A 23,314-nucleotide genomic window follows, 5' to 3' on the forward strand; every position below is an offset into this window, starting at 1 on the left:
CTACCGCACGGGCGGCAGCGTACGTTCGTTCGGATCCACCCCCGGCGGGATGGTGGCGCCGTTGTTCGGGATGTTCGGCCGCGGTGCGTTCACCGCGCCACGGATCTGCTCCCCCGGTCCGGGGCTATCGCAGTAGTTCCACCTCGGAATGGTGCCGTCCTGGATGACCTGGGTCTTCATCGGAGTGGACTGGTACTGGCAGTACGGCCGGAACCAGATATCGAGGATGGTGTGGAACTCGTTGTCGTGGGCGGGCACACCGAGTGCGGCGCCACCGATCTCGAGTGCCGGGAAGAGCGCGGCCAGCGCGGGGGTGCGCAGCTGCGCCGCCCGGGTGAGGGCGAGGAAATTGTTGGCCAGCGCGGTGATCGGGTCGCTGGTGCTGTCCAGGGTGGCGGTCACGCTCGCGAACTGTCCCGGCGCCTGATCGAGCACCTTGATCAGTTCGGCGTTGGCCTTGTTGAACTGATCGAACAGCACCCGCGAATTGGCGGTCAACGTGCCCAGATCGGGCTGGGCCTGGGAGGTGGTGCCCGCGATGGTGCGCAGATTGGCGATGAGGTGCGTGGTCTGCGGCAGCAGCGAATCCATCCCCGCGGTGACCAGGCTGACGCCTTCGATCAGTGAACGCAGCTGATCGGGCCCCCCGCTGAGCGCGGTATCGAGCTCGTTCAGGATCACCGCGAAATGTTCCGGATTCACCTGGGCGATGAGATCGCTGGAATTCTCCAGCACCGCCGAAATCGGGACCGGGGTACTCACGCGCTCTGGATCGAAGGTGACCTCCGAACCGTCGGTCAGGTACGGGCCCTGGTCGCCGGCCGGCCGGAAATCGATGTACTGTTCACCGGCGCCCGACAGGGCCTGTACGGCCACCTTCGTATCCACCGGGATGTCGTAGCGGGAATCGATCTCGGCCTTCGCCTGGATACCGGCGCCGTCGTCGACGAGCCGGAGGTCGCTCACCTCACCGACCCGGTAACCGCGCAGGGTGACATCGTTGCCGGGCTGCAGCCCACCGGACCGGTCGAGGTTCACGGTGACGGTGTAGGTGTTGCGCAGCGGATTTACCCGCATGACGTTGACCAGCAGATAGGTACCGCCGATCACCAGCGCCAGCACGAGTCCGATATTGGACAGCAGGATCTTGTTCTTGGACAACATCACTGGCCTCCCACGCGGTACTGCACGACCTGGAGGATCTGGAGCAGACTGCCCGCGAAGTCCTGCAGATCGCGCCCATCGTAGAAGTGGCTGGTGCCGGGCGCGGTCAGCATGGCGATATCGAGATTGGTCACATTGACCTGGGCCGCCAGGCTGCTACCGCGGAAGGTGGCGTTCACCGGGCCCTTCAGATCGTGCAGGGCGTCCATCAGCGCGCCGAAGTTGTCGCCGGTGGCCGCGAGCGCCGCCATCAGGCTGTTCAGATTGTCCAGCGTGCCGGCCAGATCGCCGCCGGTGGTGTTCGCGTAGTCGCCGAGCGCCGCGCTGGTGGTCGCGATCTTGCCCAGCAGATCCCCGAGCGCCCGGTTGTTCTCGGCGATGGCGCCGATCATATCGGGCAGCGTGTCGGCCACCTGACCGAGTTCGGTCCGCCGGGTATCGAGAGTATTGGCCAGCACATTGAATTCGCCGAGCACACTGTCGATCCGCGCGGAGTTGGCATTGATACTCGAGACCACGCCGGTGATCTCGTTGACCAGATGCACCAGCTGATCGCTGCGCCCGCCGACGATCGAGTCCAGTTCGGTGCCCAGCCGGGTGAGGTGGGCGATACCGCCGCCGTTGAACATCAGCGATACCGACAGCAGCAGTTCCTCCACTGTCGCACCGGCCGAGGTCTTCTCGATGGGCAGCGTATCGCCGTCGGTGAGCAGCCGCCTGCCCTGTTCGGTGGGCGGTTTGGAGACCGCGATGAACACATCGCCGAGCGGGGTGGCCTGGCGCAGTTCGGCGGTGGTGCCCTCCGGGAGGTCGATATCCTTGCGGATCTCCATATCGACGATGGCCTGGAAGTTCTTGGTCGCGATATCGGTGACCACACCGACATCGGAACCGCCGATCTTCACCTTGGCCTGGTCGGGCAGGTTCAGCGCGTTCTCGAACACCGCCTTCAGCGTGAAGGTGTCACCGCCGATACCGGGTTTCGGCAGCGGGATGTCCTCCACGGTCAGACCGCATCCGGAGGCCAGCACCACCGTCCCGGCCGCGGCGAGGGCGGCCATGGCACGGCGGGCCCGGCGGATCGTTCGCATCATTTTGTCAGTCCCAGCAGTGCGGCGGTGAGTCCGAAGTCGGGTCCGAAATCTTCGGGCCGGCCGGTGCGGCAGCCGTCGGACTTCATCTGTATCCGTTCGCAGAACAGGCTGATGAGCTCGCCGTTCGCGAGGTTCGTGCCGATCAGCGCGTGCAGCCGGACATAGCCCTGCTCGTAGTTCATCGACCGGTGGATACTCTGCAGCAGCATCGGCGCGACGTCGACCACTTCGGTGACACCGTGCGCGTTGGCCCGCAGCTGCTCGATCACGGTGTTCATCCGGTTCAGCGTGTCCACCAGCTGATCCTGATGCTGCGCGAAGACCGAACTGGTGTTGTTCAGGAAGTCGTAGAGCTGCTGCAGGGTGGCCTGCAGGCCCGGCGCCTGTTCGGCCAGCATGGTGGTCATCTGAGTGGCCTGGTTGCTGAAATCGCGGACCGCCTGGTCGTTCTCGGCCAGCATCGTGGTCAGCTCATTGAGCTTGATGATGATGTTCGCGATGTGGTCCTTGTTGTCGACACCGACCTTCAGCGCGCTCGACAGCGCGTTGAGGGTGTCACGCATCTTCGCGCCCTGGCCGTTGAGCATCGGGTACAGCACCCGGCCCGAGAGCGGGCCGACGCCTTCCTGCCCCTCCTGGGGTTTGAGCGCATCGGCGAACTTGTCGATGGTCTTGAGCATCGTGTCCAGTTCCACCGGGACATCGGTGCGTTCCAGCGGTAGGTGATCGCCGTCCTCGAGGGTGTCGCCTTCGACGTAGCGGGGGGTCATCTCGATATGCCGGTCGGTGACGATGGAGGGTGAGACCACCACCGCCATAGCGTCCTTGGGGATCTGCACATCACCGTCGAGGGTCATATGGACCTCGACCAGATCGCCGTGCGGCACGATCTTGTCGACCTTGCCGACCTCGAGCCCGAGCACGGTGATGGGGTTGCCCTCGAACATGCCGGCGATGTTCTCGAAATCGGCGGTGACCTTGATATCCCCGCCGGTCACACTGTTCACCACCGAACAGCTGCCGAGTGCGACCGCCGACACGCCGATGACCAGCGCCTGGGCGGTACGCTTCACGATCCCGATCTTGTTCTTGATCATCCCTGGCACCCCTCGGCGACTTCGGCGAAGCACAACCAGTTGTCCGGGAACAGCCACGGAATACCGACCTCGGCGTAGTTGCCGTTACCCCACGCATTGGCCAGGTAGCGCACCGAGGGCGGCATGATCGACAGCAGCCGATCCAGGTTGTCCTTGTTCTTCTGCAGGCCCGTCGCCATGGTGTTCAGCTGGTCGAGCGTGGTGCTGAACTGGTTGTTGTTCTGGGCCCCGATCGCCTGCAACTGCGCGGTCAGCGTTGCCACATTGTCGAGCAGGGTGCGCAGCAGCTGCTGCCGTTCCACCACCCGCGAGGCGATGGCCTCGCCCTGGGTGATGATCAGCAGCGCGCTGTTGCGGTTGTCGGCCAGGATGGTGGTCACCCGGTCGAGGTCGGAGAGCAACTGCGCGACATCGCCCTTACGCTTGTCGATCACCTTGGCCAGCGCGCCGATACTGTCCAGCGACTGGACGACCAGTTCCGGCGACCCCTTCAACTGCTCGTTGAACAGGTTCAGCGATTCGGCCAGTTTGCCGGGATCGAGTTCCTGGAACTCCGGGGTGCCCTTGGTGACCACATCGGCGAGGTCGTAGGGGACCGCGGTATTGGTCTTCGGGATCCGGTCGTCGGGCAGGCCGGAGCCGTCACCAGGATCCAGGTCCACGTAGCGGGCGCCGAGCAGGGTCGCCATCTTGATGGACGCCCGGGCATCGGGTCCGAGCTTCACGTCATTGCTGATCTGCAGGGTCAGCAGGACGTGGTCGCCCTCGAGTTCGGCGGACGCGACCCGGCCCACCGGCACCCCGGCGATATCGACCTTGTCCCCGACGGTGATACCGGCGGACTGGACGAATTCGGCCTCGATGGACTGTTCACCGATCCCGAGGTTGCGGAATCCGCTGGAGGCGATCACCACCACAGCGACCACGATGACGCCGATGATGCCGAGGCCGAAGTACCGATTGTTGTTGAACCAGGTTTTGAGTTTCGTCGTCATGGCCGGCACACCGCCGATTGCGAATTGCCGCCGATCTGGGAGAACAGCCCGCGCGGGAAGAGCACGCCGTAGAGCGATACATCCAGTCGGCAGATGTAGGCGTTGGCGTACGCGCCCTCGGAGGTGAAGCGCCCGGCGTCGGCGAGGATGGACGGGAGGTCGATCGCGGCCTGATCCAGCTTGGCGCCATTGGCCAGGAACAGGGTCAAAGCGTCACGTGTCGAATTCTGGACGGCCTCCAGCTTCGGCTGGATATCGCCCACCATGCCGACGAGAGCCGTGGTCGCGCCCGCGATCTGCTCGGTCGAGCCGAGCAGCTGCTGCCCCTGCTCGTACAACCCGCCGATCAGCGCCCGTGTCTGGGTTATCAGCGTCTCCAATTCGTCCCCTCGTTTGGCCAGACCGGCCATCACACCGCTGAGGTTGGTGATCACATCGCTGAGGATGGCGTCGCGCCGCTGGAAGTCGCCTGCCATGGTGGCGGCCTGGGTGATGAACGAGCTCAGCGACACCCGATCACCCTGTAACGCGAGGATGAAAGTTTCCGAGAGCCGGTTCACCTGCGCGGGCTCGAGCACTTCGAACAGCGGCTGGAAACCGTTGAGCAGCGCCGAGATATCGAAGGACGGCTCGGTGCGGTCCACCGGGATGGTGCTGTCCTCGTCCAACTGGTTCGTATCGCCACCGGATCCCGGCGCCAGCGCGACATAGCGCTGGCCGATCAGGTTCTGGTAGCGCACCAGCGCCTTCGTATTGCCGAAGAGCGTCTGATCGTCCTGGACGATAAAGCTGACCTTGGCATTGTGATCGTCGGTGACCTCGATCTTCTGGACCTTGCCGACCCGCACGCCCGCCATCCGGACGTCGTCACCCTCGCGCAAGCCCAGAACATCGGTGAAAACCGCGGAATACGATTTCGTTCCACCGTCGACGGTCCGGGCCAGCGTATTCCACACCAGCACGGTGACCAGCACGGATACCACCGCGAACAGGCCGAACCCGATCAGCGGTTTGCGAACTCCCCTCACGAGGCGGCCTCCTCGGTCACGCGCAGGGTTCCGCCTTCCAGAATCGAACTCAGCATCAAGTACTCCATCGAGGACGGCTTGCGACCCAGCAGCGTCTCCACCGCGGCGTCGCCCTCGTAGGTGATCGGTGCGGCCGCGGGCACCACGCCGGTGCCCGGGGCGGTGCCCTTGTCCGCGGCCGGTGCGGGCGCACCCGGGGCCGGCGGATTCTGCGGCTGCTCGCCGGGCTGTGCGGCGGGCGCCGGAGCCGGCGCGCCGGGAAGCCCGGGAAGCTGCGGCAAGCCCTGCGGGAAAAGCCCTTCCAGCGGCGTACCGGCGAACGGGTTGTTGCCCGGCGCCTGCGCCGCCGGGGCGGGGGCGCCGGCCGGGGTAGTGACACCCGGGATCTGCGGCAGGCCGGGCAGCGGCGGCAGCACCGGCAGCCCGTCGGCGGCGGGGAGCCGGCGCGGTTTCACCTGTTCGGGGAGGTAGCCCGGATCCGCGACCGCGGGGGCGGTGGCGCAGCTCGGGCCGGCCAAGTCGCCGTAGCGCGGGCAGTCCGCCACGGTGTTGGGGTTGAACGGGGTGAACGTGACGCCCGCGTTCCAGACCATCTGCCGCTGCGGCCCCCAGGTGAACACCGTATTCAGCTTGCGCGACGAGTTGTTCAGATTGCTGATGGCATTGGTGATCGACGACGGGTTCGCGGCCAGCGCACCGAAGGTCTGGTTCATCCCGACGGTGAGCTCTTTACCGACATTCGGGTTCCGGGCGAACAGATCATTGATCTGGTCGGTCATGCTGCCGGCGCCGGTGATCACATTCACCAGTTCCTCGCGCCGGTCGGCGATCGTGCTCGCGGTCTCCACGGACGAGGCCAGGACGTCCATGAGTTCCGGTGCCGATTCGTTGAGCGCGTGCACCGAACCCGAGAGATCGCCGAGGAAGACACCGAGATCGGGAATCGACTCGTCCACCGAAGTCACCCAGCGGTCGATCCGTTCGATGGTCGACCCGGGCATCCGGCCACTACCGTCCAGTGCGTAGGACAGCGTCCCCAGCACCCGGCCGAACTGCATCGGATCGATGGCGTCGAGGATGTTCTGCACCGTGGTCAAGGTGTCCTGCAGCGCGATGGTGCCCTGGCTGCGGTCTTCCTCGATGGTCGACCCCTCGTCGAGGTGGTCCTGGCTGGGCCCGTTGTAGACCAGTTCCACCGAGGTGACGGCGAACAGGTTGCTGGGCACCACGCGGGCGGTGACCGTTGCCGGGATACCGTCGGCGAACTCGGGCTTCAGTTCGATATCGACCTGCTGCAGTTCGCCTTGGGCGGCGACCGAGACGTTCTTGACCGCGCCGACCAGCACCCCACGGAACTTGACGTCGGCTTGTTCGGGCAGCCCGTCACCGGTGGTGGTGAGGTTGGCTGTGACCTTCACTTTCTCGACGAAATAGCCCTGGTACCGGGCCATCAGGAAGCCGAGCACGACCGCGAAGACGACCAGTCCGCAGGCGCCCGCGATCAGCAACTGTTTCATCGTGGGCCCGCGCCCACTGGGATCGATGATCATTGCCTACCCCGAGATCCGGATGCCGGGGTTGACACCCCAGATGGCCAAGGTCATGAAGAGGTCCACGAATACGGTGGCGATGATGCACATCTTGATCGCGCGACCGGCCGCGACGCCGACGCCCTCGGGGCCACCGGAGGCGAAGAAGCCGTAGTAGCACTGGATGAACGTGGTGATGGCGACGAAGACGATCGCTTTGAGCAGTGAATACAGCACGTCCGTCGGAATCAGGAACTGATAGAAGTAGTGCTGGTAGGTACCGCTGGCGGTACCGCCGATGAGCTGCACGGTCAGTGCGCAGGAGATATAGGCCATCGCCAGGCCCAGGCAGTACAGCGGCAGGATGGTGATCATCGCGGCGATCATCCGGGTGCTCACCAGGTAGGGCAGCGGGCGAATGGCCACCGACTCCAGCGCGTCGATCTCCTCGGAGATACGCATGGCGCCGAGCTGAGCGGTGAACCGGCAGCCCGCCTGGGCCGCGAAGGCCAGTGCGGCGAGCAGCGGGCCGAGCTCACGGGTGGTGGCGAAGGCCGAGATGGCGCCGGTGATCGGGCTGAGGCCGAGTAGATCGAGCGAGGTGTGACCCTGGATGGCCACGGTCATTCCGCCGAACGCGCTCAGGATGAGCACGACGCCGATGGTGCCGCCACCGACGATGAGATTTCCGTTGCCCCAGGTGACATCCGAGAGCAGGCGCCACACTTCTTTGGGATATTGCTTGAACGCCAGCGGCATCGAGCCGACCGAGCGCAGGAAGAAGAACACTTGATGCCCGAGCCGGGCCAGCCAATCGACCGGAGCCCCGGCCGCATTTCGCAGTTGCTGCAGTGGTTTGAGCAGCGGGGGCACATAGGTTGCGGACACCGGCTCACACCACCTGCGGGGGGAACAAAGTGTTGTACACCTGGGTGAAGATCACATTCACTCCGAACAACATCACCGCGGACATGACAACGGCGGTATTCACCGAGTTGGCGACACCGCCCGGACCACCGCGGGTGTTCAATCCGGTATCGCAGGCGATGATTGCCGCGAGGAGGCCGAACAACAGCGATTTCACCAGCGCGACGAGTAGGTCGAGCGTTATCGCAAAAGAGGCGAAGGTCGCGATATAGGAACCCGGGGTGCCACCCTGGGCGAAAATATTGAAAATGTATCCGGTCAGAAATCCGACGAAGACAACGAAACCGCAGAGCAGCACGCTGACCAGCATTGCGGCACCGAGCCGGGGAGCCACGAGCCGGCGCAGCGGGTCGACACCCATGACCTTCATGGCGTCGATTTCCTCCCGAATGGTCCGGGAGCCGAGATCGGCACAGATCGCGGAACCGACTGCGCCCGCGATCATCAGCACGGTGACCAGTGGCGCGCCCTGCTGAATGATACCCAGGCCGTTGGCCGCGCCGATGAACGAGGTGGCGCCGACCTGCTGTGCGACCGCGCCGACCTGGATGGATACGATGACACCGATCGGAATCGCGACGAGCAGTGTGGGCGCCGCGGCGACGCTCGCCATGAAGGCGCACTGCCGGATGAACTCGTCGAGAGGGAACCGGCCGCGGAAGATACTGACCACGAGTTCGGAGACCGCTTCGACACCCATGGTCATCTGCCGGCCGAGGGTCTCCAGTGAACGTCGGGGGTGGTCGCGCCAGTAGTCCCGCGTCCACTCGACCGCTCCGCTCAACCGAGAACCTGTTGGTGGACTCTTGGTCGACTGCACTGACTAACCCCTCTCGACGTCGGTTACCTACCCCGACGGCTGGTTTGCTTGAGGCACCTTACTACGTAGTAGTGCGGAACACACCATAGGCGCGAGACCGCGGTCACAGATGTTCATCACTTTGTGGCGTGACCACTGAGATATCGCACGTTCCTTGGTGTGTATCCCAATGAGAGTTACGCGGCACTGGAGGAACATACCTCTGACCGGCCCCGAATGCAGTGAAGACCGGGATAACCGATGCGAACCATGGTTCACTTAAATAACGGAGAGTATTCCGGGAAATTAACCCTTTCGCGGCAGTGTGGAGATTCGACCGTTACTCGACCCGCGCGCCCAAATCCGGGACAATTAATAGCGTTCGGCTATTCTTCCGAGGGTTATCGTGGCCGGAGTTCGTGCGGTACGCATCGCACGCGGAGCACCTCGGCCGAATGCACGACCGGATAGCCGAACCCCTCTGTAACGCAACGGAACTCGCGGGTAACAGCTACTCGGGGCGCGCGTCGGGGCCTTTGCTGCCACGATGAGGTGCCACACATTGATATCGTGCGGCTTCAAGGTCTGGAGGGATATGTTCAGGAAACTCGCCCAGGCGGCCAGTGCCGTCTTCGCCGTCGCGCTGAGTACGGCGCTACTCGGCACCGGGACGGCAGCCGCCGATCCCGCCCGGCCCGTACTCGGTGGTGGCTCAGGGCTCATCATCTCCTCCGAGCCCGGCCAGATGTCCGAATATGCGATCCAGTGCACGCTCACCACGATCGGTCACGATGGTGCCGGCAGACTCGTCGGCCTCACTGCGGGACACTGCGGAACGCCTGGGCACGAAGTGTATGCGGAACAGGACCCGGGTGCCGGCGCACTCGGCCGGTTCGTCTACTCCAACCAGGACCTGGACTACGCGGTACTCGAGTTCGATCCGGGCCGGGTGACCCCGGTCAACCGGATCGGCAACCTGAGCATCACCGGGGTCGGCGCGCCGGCCCAATTCCCCAATATCGTCTGCAAGGAAGGCCGCACCACCGGCAACACCTGCGGCCTGGCCTACGGAGACGTCTTCGCCAGCAGCATGGAGACCTGGTCGCAGATGTGTGTGATGGAAGGCGACTCCGGTGCCCCGGTCGTCGTCGGTTCCACGCTGGTCGGCATGGTGAACGCCTACCTGGCGATCGCCTGCTTCGGCCCCGAGGTCGGCACCAATATGACGACCATCATGGGCGATATCGACAGTCGCCACGGCATCGGAGCCGGGTACCGGCCCATCTAACGGCTACCGGAGAGACACGACGAGGCGGGCACCCCGGTGCCCGCCTCGTTCGTTTTCCGCCCTCGGGCGCTGCGGCAGCGGCCTCCGGGGTGGATGGACATCAGAGTTCGTCGACACACACCACGAAGCGGCGCTCCGGGTACACGTATCCCGAGCTGCCCGCGCCACACGCGTCGACATCGGTGGCGTCCTGCTCGATCGCGACAACCTTCACCCCGTCCGCGGCCGAGGTCGCGGTGCAGTCGATACGCTCCGGGCCGGTGGTCCCGCCGCCCACATCCATACAGCCGCCGACCACCCAGTCGATATCGAGGCACAACGCCCCCATCTCGATACCGTTGCGGCTCTCGGCGTAGTAGTTGTCGGCATCGCCGACACACTGGCTGCTCTGTTCGGCCTTGCCGATAACCTTGTAGTTCGACTCGTTGCTACCGCACGACGCCTCTTCGATACTGGCGTCGGTGGTGGTCCCGCCCAGGGTCACGCATTCACCGACCTCGGCGTCGAAGCTGATATCGCCGGCCTCCGGGGTGGTGGTCGGCGCGCTGGAGGTGGTGGTCCGCGAGGTATCCCCGGAGCCGGGGGTACCGGTCACGTCCACCGCGTCCACCGTGCCCGTCTCGAGTACCGGCTGCGCCCGCCCCTCGATGGTGGAACTACAGCCCGCGACCGCCAGGCCGACCGCGACCGCGGCCCCGGCGATCGTCACCGACAATCGAGATGATGCCCAACCAGACACGCACAGTCCTCCCGCTGTGATGCCGAACTCTGCCTCTGCATCGAATCCGCGCCTCACTACAGCTCCGCCAGCAATATCACGCCATGAATACACCATGGCGGCCCCAGCGTCGACTCCGACGACGCCGGTCACGGGGAGCCGTGACCGCACCGGCGAACAGCGAGGCCGCGGATACAGCGGGCCGGCGTGACATATCTCATCGACAGGTTTGGTAACGCAGATCACTCTCATCGCGCTCTGACACACCGCCCGAACAGGAATCCCCGGCCCACGGGGCATCCGACGGGCCGGGGAACGCCGTGCCGGGGGAGCGTGCTACGACACACCGTTGATGCGTAACGGCTATATAACGGAAAACGGGACTGGTCACGACTTCATCAAGGCAGTACTAAGGAAAACGGAGCGGAGGCGCATCGGCTGGATTTCAGCGAGCTTCCGCGATGCGCACCAGCCCGTCGCGGCCGCTCCACAACTCTACGACCGGTGGCGCGCGGACGATCCAGACGTCCACGGGCCGGACGGCCGTGGAGGGGCTCCACAGAACTCCGCGAACACTCGCCGGGGTGCTCCGCAGGACGTATCGGCGGCCCACAGGCCGCGTGCGCTCCAGAGTCGAATGGACGGACGAACACTCTTATGCATGTCTTCGACAACACCGGGTCGCTGCCGACCGGTCGCCGTGCCCAGCGGCGGCTTCGACAGGGTGTCCTGTTGACGGCCGCGGTCGCCGCAGCCACCACGGTGGCCACGGCGCCGGTCTACGCGCTGCCGAACCTGCCTTCCGGGTCGGCGGCAGGCGCCGTGGAACCCGCGCCGCCCGCGGCCAACTTCGCGCCGCCGGCGATCAACCCTTCCGAAGGCGAAGAGGTCGGCATCGCGCAGCCGATCATCATCAACTTCAAGGATCCGGTCGACGATCGGGCCGCCGCCGAGCGCGCCATCAAGATCACCTCCTCGACCGAGGTACCCGGACATTTCTACTGGTGGAGCGATAAGCAGGTGCGCTGGCGGCCGACCGAGTTCTGGCCCGCGCAGAGCGACATCGTGGTCGAGGCCGGCGGTAGCCGCAGCGCCTTCCACGTCGGTGACGCGGTGATCGCCACCGCCGACGACAACACCAAGATGATCACCGTGACCCGTAACGGCGAGGTCGTGCGCACCATGCCGACCTCGATGGGCAAGGTCGACCACGAAACGCCCAACGGCACCTATATCGTCGGCGAGCAGCGGCGGGAAATGGTCATGGACTCCTCCACCTACGGAGTCCCGATCGACGCCCCCGAGGGCTACAAACTCGATGTCGAGTACGCGACCCGCATCTCCAACAGCGGAATCTTCGTCCACGCCGCACCGTGGTCGGTCGGCTCGCAGGGCTACGCGAACACCAGTCACGGCTGCCTCAATGTGAGCACCGAGGACGCCCAGTGGTTCTACGAGAACGTCAAGAAGGGCGACGCGGTCATCGTGCAGAACACCCAGGGCGGCACCCTCAACGCCGGCGACGGCCTGGGCGACTGGAACTGAGCTGTGTTTGTGGCGGCGCCTCCGGCGCCGCGGGGTTGAGGCCCCCTTGGTCTCGCCGTTTCGGCCTCGAGCCTCGAGCCTTCGGCTCATGCGATGTGCGGCCGGCCTTCCATGGAAGGCCGGCCGTTGAGCACCTCCGGCCAAGGGGCGAGACGGGCCTCAACTCTTTGAGGTGTTTTCGCAACACTCGACACATGCGATTACGTCGGACTTGACGGGCCGGGCCGGCTTCTGGATCCGCACGCACCATAAGGACCACTGTCGGCTTCCGTCCCCCGGTCGGCTACACAGTATCGACCCTGCAGCGCTGTCTGCATCTTCTCCGATGGCATCACTGCCGTTCGCCGGATCGGTCATCTCTCGTACCCCGAGCAGAACCGCTCATCCGCTCGCCTTCCCGAACGGGACCACAACCTCGGTGCCGAGTCTTACGAGGCCCTGAAAGGGTCGAGGCCCGTCCCGTCGTTCAGGCCTCGAAGCGCATGCGGCGAAGCCGCGAGTCTCGAGGCCTGAACGGCGGGACCTTCGGGGCCTCGACCCCGCGGCGCCGAAGGCGCCGCCAATAAACACGGTCACCAGATCTTGACCCGCTCCTCGGGCGCCAGGTAGAGGGCGTCGTCGGGGGTCAGCTCGAAGGCCTCGTGGAAGGCGTCGATATTGCGGACCACCGCATTGCAGCGGAACTCCGCGGGCGAATGCGGGTCCACCGCGAGCCGGCGGATCGCTTCCTCGGGTCGCGCCTTGGTCCGCCAGACCTGCGCCCAGCCGAAGAACACCCGCTGCAGTCCGGTCAGACCGTCGATCACCGGTGCTTCCTGTCCGTCCAGGGAGATTCGGTAGGCCTGCAGGGCGATGGAGAGGCCGCCCAGATCGCCGATGTTCTCGCCGATCGTGAACTCACCGTTCACGGTGTGCTCGTCGGACAGATCGGCGGGGGAGAGCACGTCGTACTGGTCGATCAGCGCCCGCGTGCGCTTACCGAACTCGGCCCGATCGGTATCGGTCCACCAGTCGACCATATTGCCGTCGCCGTCGTACTTGGCGCCCTGATCGTCGAAGCCGTGCCCGATCTCGTGACCGATCACCGCACCGATCCCGCCGTAGTTGGCGGCGTCGTCGGCGTTCATATCGAAGAACGGCGGCTGCAGGATGGCGGCCGGGAAGACGATCTCGTTCATTCCCGGGTTGTAGTAGGCGTTCACGGTCTGCGGGGTCATGAACCATTCGTCCCGGTCCACCGGGCCACCGAGCTTGTTCAGGTCGCGATCGTGGTCGACGGCGTAGCCGCGGCGGTAGTTCCCGACCAGATCGGCCGGCGCGACGGTGAACGCGGAATAGTCGCGCCAGCGCTCGGGGTAGCCGATCTTGGGCGTGAACTTGTCCAGTTTCGCCAGCGCCGCCTGCCGCGTCGCCGGGCTCATCCACTCCAGCTCGGTGATATTGCGGCGATAGGCCTCACGCAGGTTCTCCACCAGCCGCACCATCGCCGCCTTGGCCTCCGGCGGGAAGTGCTCGGCCACATACAGTTTGCCCACGGCTTCACCGAGCAGGTCCTGGACCAGCGAGACCCCGCGCTTCCAGCGCTCCCGGTTCTCTTGGGCGCCGGTCAGCGTGCGGCCGTAGAAATCGAAGTTCTCCTCGACCACCGCTTCGGTGAGGTAGGGCGCGCGGGACCGCAGCACCCGCCACTGCGCCCACAGCCGCCACTCCTCGACCGATTCCGATGCCCACAGCTGCGCGAAGGTCCGCAGGAAGTCGGGTTGCCGGACCACCAGTTCGGCCAGCAGGTCCGGTCCGGCACCCGGAACCCCTTCGGCGAGACCGTCGGCCCAGGCGGTCCAGTCGAATTCCGGTTGCGCGGCCGCCAGATCGGTGAAAGTGGTGAGGTTGTAGCTCAGTTCGGCGTCGCGACGGCGCACCACATCCCAGTGGCCGGCCGCGAGTTTACGTTCGAGTTCGAAGACGCGGCTGCCCACCGGCCCCGCGGGCAGCAATTCCGCGATCCGCGGATCGGCCGCCGCCAGCGCGAACATCCGGTCGATATGCGCTATATAACGCTCCCGTATCTCGGCGTACTCGTCGGAGCGGTAGTAGGACTCGTCGGGCAGCCCGATCCCGGATTGCGTCGCGTAGACGAGGTAGCGCTGGGAATTCTTGTCATCGGTATCGACATAGACGGCGACCGCACCGGATACGCCGACCCGCTGCAACCGGCCCAGCAGACCGGCGAATTCGCCCCGGTCGGTGGTCCGCGCGAACGCGGCCAGTTCCTCGACGACCGGGGTCAGGCCCACGGACTCGACCGCGTCGGTGTCCATGAAGGAGGCGTAGAGATCGGCGATCTTGCGGGCGTCGCTGCCGGGCTCGCCCGTGGCATTGCGGATGATCTCCTGGACATCCAGCTCCGCCCGGTCGAACAGGGTGCGGAAGGCGCCGTCGACCGCCCGGTCGGCCGGGATCTGGTACCCGGCCAGCCAGGCACCGTTGACATGCGTGAACAGGTCGTCCTGTACCCGGACAGCCGGGTCGAGATGGGTCAGATCGATACCGGAGGGGCTGGTCACGTCGAAAGTCACAGAACCCAGTATGCCGGTGCCGGGCCGGTCCGAGCGGAATACCGGACCGGCCCGCCCGTTCAGTTGGTGGGCTCCGGCGGAGCGATCGTCACCCCGTACTGGTTCTCGAGACGCTGGTTGAACTCGTCTTCGCACTGCGACACCGCGCTCTGATCACCATTGGCCTTGTTGACGCAGTCGACGAAATCACGGCCGCCCGAATCCGACCAGATGCCCCAGCCGACGATGCCGACGACGATCACCCCGGCAATGGCGAGCACACCGAGGATCAGGCCGATCACGGCCATGACCCCGCCACCGCCGGTGCCGCGATTGGCCTTGACCAGGGCGACCACACCGAGGATCACCGCGATGAGCCCGAAGAGGATGCCGCCGACGATCGTCCAGAAGCTCAGTACGCCGAGGATGCCGAGGACCAGCGCGGCGATCGCCATCCCTTTGCGTTTGGGTGATTCCTGCCAGTACTCGGGTTGCCCGCCGGTGCCGGGGTAGGGGCCCGGCGCGGGATAGCCCGGGGGTGGTGGATAGGACATACGTTCCTCCTCGGCTGAGCTGGTCGAGACCTGCGGGTAACGCTCGGCGATCTCGGTCCGCATATCATTGTCATGGGTCGATCACCGATGGGTCGACCGCTTATCCGGACTTTTCGGACGTTACCCGGCGCCGAGCCGGGCATGCATCTCCCAGATCAGCACTTCTGCCGGCTCCCGGGCGATCAACCGCTGGCCACCGGAAAAGGTCAGGCGCACCGCGTCACCCGTGTCCAGCAGGCCCACGCCCTCCATCTCGACCGCGCCGCGCGCGACGAACACGTGGATATAGGGCGCCTCGGGCAGTTCCACCGAGGCCTGCGCGTCCGGCGCCGCCCTCGCCACGTGCAGCGCCGAATGCGAGCTGTTGATGGCGATGGCGGTGCGGTCGCGGTACCGCGGCAGGCCGGACGCGACGGTCACCAGACCACCCGCGGCCAGCTGCTCGTCGATCTCGAGTTGCTGGTACCCCGGTTCGATCCCGGGCTCGTCGGGCAGCACCCACATCTGCACGAAATGCACCGGTTCGTCGTGCTCGGGCCGGTTACCGTCCACCCGCCACGAATCGTTCTTCTCCGAATGCCGGATCCCGGTACCGGCACTCATCCGCTGGGCGAGTCCCGGGTATATGACGCCACTGTGGCCGAGCGAATCCTGATGGACCAGGGAGCCCTCCAGCACCCAGGTGACGATCTCCATATCGCGGTGCGGATGGGTATCGAAACCCTGGCCCGGTAGAACGATATCGTCATTGTTCACCAGCAGCAGACCGTGATGAGTGTTCTCGGGGTCGTAGTGCGCGCCGAAGGAGAACGAATGCTTGGAATCGAGCCAGGATATCCGGGTCTTCAGACGATCACCCGCACGATGTACATCGATATGCGGCGTCGGCAGCGTGGACATCGCAAGACTCCTTTCCGGCTCGGGCACAATTACCTTTCCCGCATGTAGTACCTCGGCGATACCACGACCTCGTCGATTGTCCGCTCCGGGCATTTTACGCGAGCGACCTCGGGGTGAACGGCTGGTGAGCAACCGGGGCGGTAATAGCGGTGTGGCACACGTTTCACGAAAATGGATCTATATGGAACCGGGAGGTGAAGGATGCGCCCCGAAGCACTCGCACGGACCGAACAGCGGCTGCGTGCCGCCGCACGGCGCGACGGCGTCACCGACCTGGTCGTCGGTGTCGCGGTGTTCCGGGACGGGAAACTGCTGGTGGTGCGCCGGGTACCGGGTGACTATCTCGGCGGGATGTACGAGCTACCCGGTGGCGGGGTCGAATCCGGCGAATCGCTCACCGAGGGCGCGGCGCGGGAACTGCTCGAGGAAACCGGCCTGGTGGCCCACCGGATCACCGATTTCCTCGGCTGGTTCGACTACGCCACCCGCACCAAGGCCAAGGTGCGGAAGTTCAGCTTCCTGGCCGAAGCCGAACCCGGTGAGATAACGCTGGACCCGGACGAGCACGACGATTACGCCTGGATAGACGCCGGCGCGCTCGGCACCCTGCCGATGGCGCCCGATATGCGCGAGGCCGTGGATCTGCTGATCGCCGAACGTGTGCCCGGACCTGCCGGAATACCTCCCGGCCTGCGGGGCAGGTAGCGTCGCGGCGGTGTCCAGCTCTGCGCCCGAACCCACCACCACGGACCGGACACCGGGAGGCGGCGGGCATCGGCACGATCTGTCGGCCTTACGGGCCGCGATCAGCGAAAGTCCCGGCGCGGTCCGGCTGACCCTGGTGCGCTTCACGAGCCAGTTCGGTGACGGCATGTTCCAGGCCGCGCTGTCCGGGGCGATCCTGTTCAATCCCGAACGGGAAACCGACCCGCTCGCCGTCGCGGCCGGTTTCGCGGTGCTGCTGCTGCCCTATTCGCTGATCGGGCCGTACGCGGGCGCACTACTGGACCGCTGGGATAGGCGCCTGGTCCTGCTGATCGCCAATCTGATGCGCGGCCTGCTCATCGCCGTGGTGGCACTGGGCCTGATCGCCGGAGCCGGGGCGGGTTTCCTGCTGCTGCTGGCGCTGGCCGTGGTAGGGATCAGCCGGTTCACCGCGGCCGGTGTATCGGCGGCGCTGCCGCGGGTGCTGGCGCAGCACCGGCTGGTGCCCGCCAACTCCGTGCTCGCGACAGTGGGATCCGCGTGCGCGGCCGGGGGAGCGGCGGCCGCGGTGGCGGTGATCGGCGCGATCGGCGCCGGCGATACCGGATCGGCGGTCGCCGTGGCGCTGAGCGTGACCGGCTCGGTGGCCGGAGTGGTGCTCACGGCCGGGTTCCGCCCCCGCACCCTGGGCCCGGAGTCGGAACCCGGCGCCGCCGCGGGCGCGGTACGGGCGGTACTGGCCGGACTGCTGGTCGGCACACGCGCGGTGCGGGGTTCGGTCGATGTGTCCACCGCCATGATCGGTATCGGAACCCACCGGATCGTATTCGGCATCAACACGCTGGTCATGGTGCTGGTGCTGCGGGAATCGCCGTCGCAGGGCGTGGCGGTGGACAGCGGGTTGATCGGTTTCGGAGTCGCGATCACCGCCACCGCCGCCGGAATGCTGCTGGCGGCGCTGCTCACCCCACTGCTCATTCCGCGCCTGGGCCGACCCCGGACCGTCCTGCTGGCGCTGTCCGGTGCGATCGCGGTACAGCTGGCGCTGGTGCTACCCACCGCCCTCACCCACGCGGCCGACAGCATGCACCGCGCCCACCAGCTCATGCTGGTCGGGGCGTTCCTGCTCGGGCTGGCCGGGCAGACCATCAAACTCACCGGCGACGCCGCCATGCAGATGGATATCCCCGACGATCGTCGCGGCCAGGTCTTCGCCCTTCAGGACACGGTGTTCAATATCGCCTTCGTCCTGGCGGTCGCGGTGACGGCGCTGGTCATCCCGGCCGACGGCCGATCGCCGGGTGTGGTCTTGGCGGGGGCGGCCTGCTATGGGCTCGGCATCGGCGCACTGCTGCTCAACAACCGCAGGAGGATTCGGCAATTCGGCGACACCGGATGAGGGAGGACAATGAAGGCACAGCCGGAAGGAGGGTGTGCCTTGGGTCTGGACCTCAACAGCGACCTCGGTGAGGGGTTCGGGGCGTGGAGCATGGGCGAGGATGCCGCCATGCTCGAAATCGTGACCAGCGCCAATATCGCCTGTGGTTTCCACGCCGGCGATCCGTCCATCATGCGGCGCACCTGTGCGACGGCGGTGGAGAAGGGGGTGCGGATCGGGGCGCATATCGGATTCCGGGACCTGGCGGGTTTCGGGCGGCGGGCGATAGCGGTGGCGCCCGCGGACCTCCGGGACGAGACGCTCTACCAGATCGGCGCGCTGGACGGCTTCGCCCGGGCGGCGGGCGACCGGGTTCGGTATGTGAAACCCCACGGCGCGCTGTACCACGCCGCCGCGGCCGACGCGGCGCTCGCCGACGCCGTGCTCGCGGGCCTGCGGGACTACGACCCCGCCCTCGTCCTGCTCGGACCCGCCGGTACCCATCTCGAGAAATCCGCGCTGGCCGTGGGGACCCCGTTCGTGAGCGAGGGTTTCGCCGACCGGGCCTATACCGCCGCGGGCGGTCTCGCACCACGTGAAACCCCGGGCGCCGTGCTCGGCACCGATCCGGCGGTCGCTCAGGCGGTCTCGCTGGCGGAGAACGGGACCGCCCGGGTGCTGGGCGACGGCGGCACCGTGGCGGTCTCGCCCGACAGTATCTGCGTACACGGCGATACCGCGGCCGCGGTCCGGATGGCCCGGCGGATCCGGGCCGCGCTCGAGGACGCCGGGATAGCGGTAGCGTCGTTCACCTGAACGACGGAACGGGGGTGAGGTGACGTGTCGCGAGCACCACGAATCCGCTCGGCGACGACGATACGGAGTGCCGGCGACCGGGCGTTCCTGCTCATCCCGGACGATCCGGAGCAGGTCGGCGGGCTGGTCGCGGAATTGTCCGGGCGCCCGGTCGCCGGGGTGGTGGACATCCTGCCCGCCGCGGAAACCGTGCTGGTGACCTTGGATTCGGTACGTTCCGCACCCCGGGTGCGGCATGAGCTGGAACGCGTGGCGGCCGCGGTCAGCGCCGCGCAACCCGATGTTTCCCGTGGAACATTCACGCCCACAGCCGAACCTGTGCGGATCCCGGTGCGCTACGACGGCCCCGATCTGGATACCGTGGCCGAGACGCTGGATCTGCGACCGGACCAAGTGATCGCCGCGCACACCGCCGCGACCTGGCGATGCGCCTTCGTCGGCTTCGCGCCCGGCTTCGGCTATCTCACCGCCCCCGGCTGGCAGCGCAGCGTCCCGCGCCGCGATATGGCACGCACCCGCATACCGGCGGGGTCGGTGGGCCTGGCCGGACGCTGGTCGGCGGTGTATCCGCGGGAGACGCCGGGTGGTTGGCAGCTCATCGGCACCACCACATTGACCATGTGGGATACCGATCGGGACCCGGCCGCCCTGGTCCATGTCGGCGCGCGGGTGCGATTCGTCGACGTGGACGCCGCCTCGTGATCGTGATCGAGCGGGTCGGTCCGGCGGCCACCGTCCAGGATCTGGGTCGTCCGGGGTGGTTCCATTCCGGCGTCGGCCCCTCCGGTGCCGCGGATCGTGGCGCCCTACGGCTGGCGAACCGCCTGGTGGGAAACCCGGAGGGCTACGCCGGGATCGAAGTCCTGCTCGGCGGTCTCACCCTGCGCGCCGAAACCTCTCTGCTGCTGGCGGTCACCGGCGCACCCGCCCCCGCCACCCTCGACGGGACCCCCGTGGGTCACGCGAGCGTGCTGCACCTCGCGCCGGGGCAGCGGCTGCGGCTGGGTACGACGCGTATCGGATTACGCAGCTATATCGGGGTACGCGGCGGAATCGACGTCCCCCCGGTACTGGGCTCCCGCAGTTACGACACACTCTCGGGTATCGGTCCGCCCCCATTACGCGAAGGCGAAACCGTCCCCACCGGTCCGCAACCCGGCGATTGGCCGAATATCGAGCAGGCGCCACTACTCGGGCCGGACGCAACACTGGAGATCCACGCCGTGCCCGGCCCCCGGGACGACTGGTTCATCGACCCGGCCGCCCTGTTCGCGGGCGACTGGTCGGTGAGCGCCGACTCCGACCGGATCGGGGCGCGCCTGGACCGGGCCGACGGGCCGGCGCTGCGGCGGAAATCCTCCGGCGAACTCGCCACCGAGGGTATGGCGCTCGGATCGGTGCAGGTTCCGCCCAGCGGTCAACCGGTGATCTTCCTCGCCGACCATCCGATCACCGGCGGTTACCCGGTGATCGCGGTGGTCACCGACGCCGATATCGACCGGGTAGCGCAGGCCCGGCCCGGGCAGCGGCTCCGGTTCCGCCGCGCGGCGGGCACCGGTTGATCTCCGGCGCCCACGGACCTCACGACACGGGCGGCTCGGCCGGCGGTGCCAGCCGGGCGTGCAGGAGATACACGTTGTACGAATCCCACGCCGACAACGCGAAATACAGATCCCGCGACGTGGACCACGGATGGAGGAAACCGCCGTAGGACTTCGGATAGTCGGCGGTCGACACGAGTTGTACCGGTTCGGTCCAGCTGCCCTGTGGCTCGGCGGCGGTCCGCAGGACGATCGCCCCGCGCGCGGGATCCAGGTAGCTCATCTGCCATGCCCCGGTCCCCGGGTCGACCCGCACCGACAGCTCACTGGCCATACCGGCCACCAGCGGCGTCGCCTGGTTCTCCGCCGCCGGGGCCCACGTGCCGTTCACCCAGTACTGGTACGCCGTCTTGTTCAGCACCTCGTCCTTCGGGACCCGGGCCAGCCCGATCATCCCGACCCTGCCGTTCGGCGTACCGAACATATAGACGTGGTCGCCGTGCGGCACCATGGCCGCCACCTGGAATCGTCCCAGCCCGAACAGGTTGTCCCAGCGGGCGTGCTGATCCTTGACCCAGGTGCTGCCGCCGTCGTCGGAGTAGGCGATACCGCCGTAGTTCGTCCACCACATCCCCGGAATACGGCTCCAGCGGTTCACCGACATGAAGCTGAGGTACTGCCGCCCCCCGAGTGCGAAACCGGAGGTCGGGATGGTGGTGGTCTCCCAATTCTTGATCTTGCGACTGCCCAGCAGTTCGGCTGCGTGGCAACGGCTGTCCTGCACCATCGTGTCCAGTGTCAGACCGTCGGAAAGGTCGCGGTCGGTGCTGTGGGCCAGCACATTGCTGCGCCAGTCGTCGTCCGGGCCACCCACACCACCGGCCGACCAGCCCTTTCCGAACGTATCGCCGAACACCATGGCGATCCGGCCCGGTTCTGTCTCCCACATCAGCCCGAGGTCGGTGCCGTCGACCTGCCAGCGCATATCGGTGCGGTTCGCCGAACCGCGCCCGGTGACCTGCTCGACCAGCCGTACCGCCTCGACCCGTGGAAGCGCCACCGGCGCCGCGACCGGACCCGGCTCGGCCGGGTGCACGACCGGTGGCGGTGCCGGTTGCGGCGGCGCGCCCTCGCCACCGGGCACCGGGTACGGGATCGGTTCGATCTCCGGCCGCACCCGGATCTCGGGTATCCGCCACGGTGTTCCGGAACCGGACGAACCCGAACCGCTGCCGCCGGCCGAACCGCCACCCGGTGCGGCCGGCGCAGGCGCCGGGTCGACGGGCGCGGGCGCCACCGGTTTCAATGTGTCGCGGATATCGGGGCAGGGGTTCCGGCAGGGGTCGGCGGGCAATGGATCCGGGGTGATCCGGGTGTTGTCCGGCGGCGGATCGGGTACGGGCACCGGTTGCAACTGCGGTACAGGCACCGGGATATCGATCCGCGGCGGCAACTGCACCGGCGGCGGGGGCGGTGCCGACGGATCGGGTTCCCGGGCCCGCGGGTCGAAACCGGTTTCGCCACAATCGTTCACCGGCGGGGGAGCCCACGGCAACGGTGCGGCATGAGCGGGGAGCGGCACGACGACACAGCCCGCGAGCACCACGCCGAGGAACGCGAGCCCGACACGACCGGCCCGCGGGCGCGGCATCACCTCGATCAAAACTTCTCGCAGTCTCTGGTCGAGTCCCATTGCCGGTCCGAACCTACCCGAACGGGGCTGTCTCCGTGCCGATTGATCGACGCGGGTCGTGGGTCGAGTTACGCGGAGGTTCCGCCTCCGCGCGACACGGCGGGTGAGCCGGACGACTCCGCGTGGTCCCGAACCGGCCGACCCAGTACCCTCGAAGGCGATCATGGCCGCCTACTCCGATCCCCGTTCGGCCTCCCTGTTCAACACACTATGGGCCGTCGACCTGGGCAAACGACTGTTCGAGCAGACCCGGCTGGAGCAGTGGATGAACCTGACCACCGCCTGGATGGAACCGATGGCCGATCTCGGCGCCGGGACCGTCACCGCGCTGCTGCCGGACACGCTGCTCACCGTGCTCAGCGAAGGCATACTGAGCCGGTTCGGCGGACAGGAGATCAGCGCGACCCTGCTGGGCCATCGGCTGACCGGCACCCTGGACCTCCTGAAGGTGCGGCGCCGCGGCGCGCATTTCCAGACCAAAGCCGTCCTGCGCGGGCTGCGCTTGGATGAACGGCCCATAGACGAGGTCACCGTTGTCTCGCACGAGGTCCGTCTGGTCCCGGGCGTGCCGACCCGCGTGCGCGCCAACCGGGTGGATATCGAGGGCATGGTCGGCCTGGACACCGTGGTGGACTGGCTCGCGAGCCGACAGCGGGAATGGGAGCTCTCGGTGACCGACCAGGGACTCGTCCACGCGGTACACCGCCGCAAGCGGATCACCGCCGACCTGGACGCCGCGGTCACCGAGGATATGCTGCACCTGGTCGTGCGGCGCGCCACCTGGGCCGGGCTGCCGGTTCCCCGGCGCTGGCGCACGATGAACCCCATCCCGATGGAGGAGCTACCCCGGGGCGCACGGGTGCGGTGGGCCGTCCGCGACGGCTCGGTGGTGCGATTCCGGATAGAACTCGCGCCGGTCAGCGGTTCGTTCGACCTGGCCCAGATCCGTTCCGCGATCGTGGCCGGCACCACCCTGATCGTGTTCTGA

At 66.8% G+C, this 23,314-nt stretch carries 21 protein-coding genes; 8 read left to right on the forward strand and 13 right to left on the reverse strand.

Annotation, left to right across the window (positions count from 1 at the left end):
* The 8 genes from ACQPYS_RS29025 to ACQPYS_RS29060 are packed head-to-tail and all read right to left on the reverse strand — an operon-like array spanning position 1 to position 8,618.
* Positions 1-1,164, reverse strand: coding sequence for an MlaD family protein (locus ACQPYS_RS29025; protein WP_063042021.1), 1,164 nt, complete (start codon positions 1,162-1,164; stop codon positions 1-3).
* On the reverse strand, positions 1,164-2,258 hold the full coding sequence (locus ACQPYS_RS29030) for an MCE family protein (RefSeq protein WP_433491359.1): 1,095 nt from the start codon (positions 2,256-2,258) through the stop codon (positions 1,164-1,166). Before ACQPYS_RS29030 ends, ACQPYS_RS29025 begins: the two co-directional genes overlap by 1 nt.
* A complete protein-coding gene (locus ACQPYS_RS29035; protein ID WP_433491360.1) occupies positions 2,255-3,355 on the reverse strand; it encodes an MCE family protein in 1,101 nt (366 codons plus the stop codon). Before ACQPYS_RS29035 ends, ACQPYS_RS29030 begins: the two co-directional genes overlap by 4 nt.
* Positions 3,352-4,350: an MCE family protein gene (locus ACQPYS_RS29040; protein WP_433491361.1), complete on the reverse strand. Its 999-nt coding sequence runs from the start codon at positions 4,348-4,350 to the stop codon at positions 3,352-3,354. The genes ACQPYS_RS29035 and ACQPYS_RS29040 overlap by 4 nt, the downstream gene beginning before the upstream one ends.
* Positions 4,347-5,378, reverse strand: coding sequence for an MCE family protein (locus ACQPYS_RS29045; RefSeq protein WP_433491362.1), 1,032 nt, complete (start codon positions 5,376-5,378; stop codon positions 4,347-4,349). Before ACQPYS_RS29045 ends, ACQPYS_RS29040 begins: the two co-directional genes overlap by 4 nt.
* The gene (locus ACQPYS_RS29050) at positions 5,375-6,928 is read right to left on the reverse strand and encodes an MlaD family protein (RefSeq protein ID WP_431941571.1); all 1,554 of its coding nucleotides are present in this window, start codon (positions 6,926-6,928) and stop codon (positions 5,375-5,377) included. Before ACQPYS_RS29050 ends, ACQPYS_RS29045 begins: the two co-directional genes overlap by 4 nt.
* Before the next feature lie 3 nt (positions 6,929-6,931).
* Positions 6,932-7,795, reverse strand: coding sequence for an MlaE family ABC transporter permease (locus ACQPYS_RS29055; RefSeq protein WP_030524482.1), 864 nt, complete (start codon positions 7,793-7,795; stop codon positions 6,932-6,934).
* Between the two features lie 4 nt (positions 7,796-7,799).
* A complete protein-coding gene (locus tag ACQPYS_RS29060; protein ID WP_030524481.1) occupies positions 7,800-8,618 on the reverse strand; it encodes an MlaE family ABC transporter permease in 819 nt (272 codons plus the stop codon).
* A gap of 610 nt (positions 8,619-9,228) precedes the next feature.
* Between ACQPYS_RS29060 and ACQPYS_RS29065 the strand changes: the two genes are divergently transcribed.
* Positions 9,229-9,921 carry a hypothetical protein gene (locus ACQPYS_RS29065; RefSeq protein WP_063042031.1) on the forward strand — a complete coding sequence of 231 codons (693 nt, stop codon included), beginning with the start codon at positions 9,229-9,231 and terminating at the stop codon, positions 9,919-9,921.
* Between the two features lie 100 nt (positions 9,922-10,021).
* On the opposite strand, the gene lppU is transcribed toward ACQPYS_RS29065, so the two are convergent.
* Positions 10,022-10,660 (reverse strand): LppU family putative lipoprotein, encoded by a 639-nt coding sequence (gene lppU, locus ACQPYS_RS29070; protein WP_431941570.1) that lies wholly within the window; start codon positions 10,658-10,660, stop codon positions 10,022-10,024.
* A 636-nt stretch (positions 10,661-11,296) separates the two neighbouring features.
* Here lppU and ACQPYS_RS29075 point away from each other — a divergent pair.
* The gene (locus ACQPYS_RS29075) at positions 11,297-12,184 is read left to right on the forward strand and encodes a L,D-transpeptidase (RefSeq protein WP_433491363.1); all 888 of its coding nucleotides are present in this window, start codon (positions 11,297-11,299) and stop codon (positions 12,182-12,184) included.
* Between the two features lie 572 nt (positions 12,185-12,756).
* Here ACQPYS_RS29075 and ACQPYS_RS29080 read toward each other — a convergent pair.
* The 3 genes from ACQPYS_RS29080 to ACQPYS_RS29090 are packed head-to-tail and all read right to left on the reverse strand — an operon-like array spanning position 12,757 to position 16,193.
* Positions 12,757-14,760: a M13 family metallopeptidase gene (locus ACQPYS_RS29080; RefSeq protein WP_433491364.1), complete on the reverse strand. Its 2,004-nt coding sequence runs from the start codon at positions 14,758-14,760 to the stop codon at positions 12,757-12,759.
* A gap of 59 nt (positions 14,761-14,819) precedes the next feature.
* Positions 14,820-15,356 (reverse strand): DUF4190 domain-containing protein, encoded by a 537-nt coding sequence (locus ACQPYS_RS29085; RefSeq protein WP_245664811.1) that lies wholly within the window; start codon positions 15,354-15,356, stop codon positions 14,820-14,822.
* 57 nt (positions 15,357-15,413) lie between these two features.
* On the reverse strand, positions 15,414-16,193 hold the full coding sequence (locus tag ACQPYS_RS29090) for a pirin family protein (RefSeq protein ID WP_431941973.1): 780 nt from the start codon (positions 16,191-16,193) through the stop codon (positions 15,414-15,416).
* A gap of 201 nt (positions 16,194-16,394) precedes the next feature.
* On the opposite strand from ACQPYS_RS29090, the gene ACQPYS_RS29095 reads away from it, so the two are divergent.
* From ACQPYS_RS29095 to ACQPYS_RS29115, 5 genes are all read left to right on the forward strand, one after another.
* Positions 16,395-16,898, forward strand: coding sequence for an NUDIX hydrolase (locus ACQPYS_RS29095; RefSeq protein ID WP_431941972.1), 504 nt, complete (start codon positions 16,395-16,397; stop codon positions 16,896-16,898).
* Positions 16,899-16,977: 79 nt separating this feature from the next.
* The gene (locus tag ACQPYS_RS29100) at positions 16,978-18,297 is read left to right on the forward strand and encodes an MFS transporter (protein WP_433493152.1); all 1,320 of its coding nucleotides are present in this window, start codon (positions 16,978-16,980) and stop codon (positions 18,295-18,297) included.
* A 39-nt stretch (positions 18,298-18,336) separates the two neighbouring features.
* A complete protein-coding gene (locus ACQPYS_RS29105) occupies positions 18,337-19,092 on the forward strand; it encodes a LamB/YcsF family protein (RefSeq protein WP_433493153.1) in 756 nt (251 codons plus the stop codon).
* Positions 19,093-19,116: 24 nt separating this feature from the next.
* Positions 19,117-19,794, forward strand: coding sequence for a 5-oxoprolinase subunit B family protein (locus tag ACQPYS_RS29110; protein ID WP_433491365.1), 678 nt, complete (start codon positions 19,117-19,119; stop codon positions 19,792-19,794).
* Complete coding sequence (locus tag ACQPYS_RS29115; protein WP_063042048.1) at positions 19,791-20,654, forward strand: biotin-dependent carboxyltransferase family protein; 864 nt, start codon at positions 19,791-19,793, stop codon at positions 20,652-20,654. The genes ACQPYS_RS29110 and ACQPYS_RS29115 overlap by 4 nt, the downstream gene beginning before the upstream one ends.
* Positions 20,655-20,673: 19 nt before the next feature.
* Here ACQPYS_RS29115 and ACQPYS_RS29120 read toward each other — a convergent pair whose 3' ends face one another.
* Entirely contained in the window at positions 20,674-22,284 is a 1,611-nt protein-coding gene (locus tag ACQPYS_RS29120) for a DUF4185 domain-containing protein (RefSeq protein WP_433493154.1), read from the reverse strand.
* A gap of 205 nt (positions 22,285-22,489) precedes the next feature.
* Here ACQPYS_RS29120 and ACQPYS_RS29125 point away from each other — a divergent pair, with 205 nt between their 5' ends.
* Positions 22,490-23,314: a hypothetical protein gene (locus ACQPYS_RS29125; RefSeq protein WP_433491366.1), complete on the forward strand. Its 825-nt coding sequence runs from the start codon at positions 22,490-22,492 to the stop codon at positions 23,312-23,314.

The organism is Nocardia grenadensis, from assembly GCF_050942415.1.
Taxonomy (GTDB): domain Bacteria; phylum Actinomycetota; class Actinomycetes; order Mycobacteriales; family Mycobacteriaceae; genus Nocardia; species Nocardia grenadensis.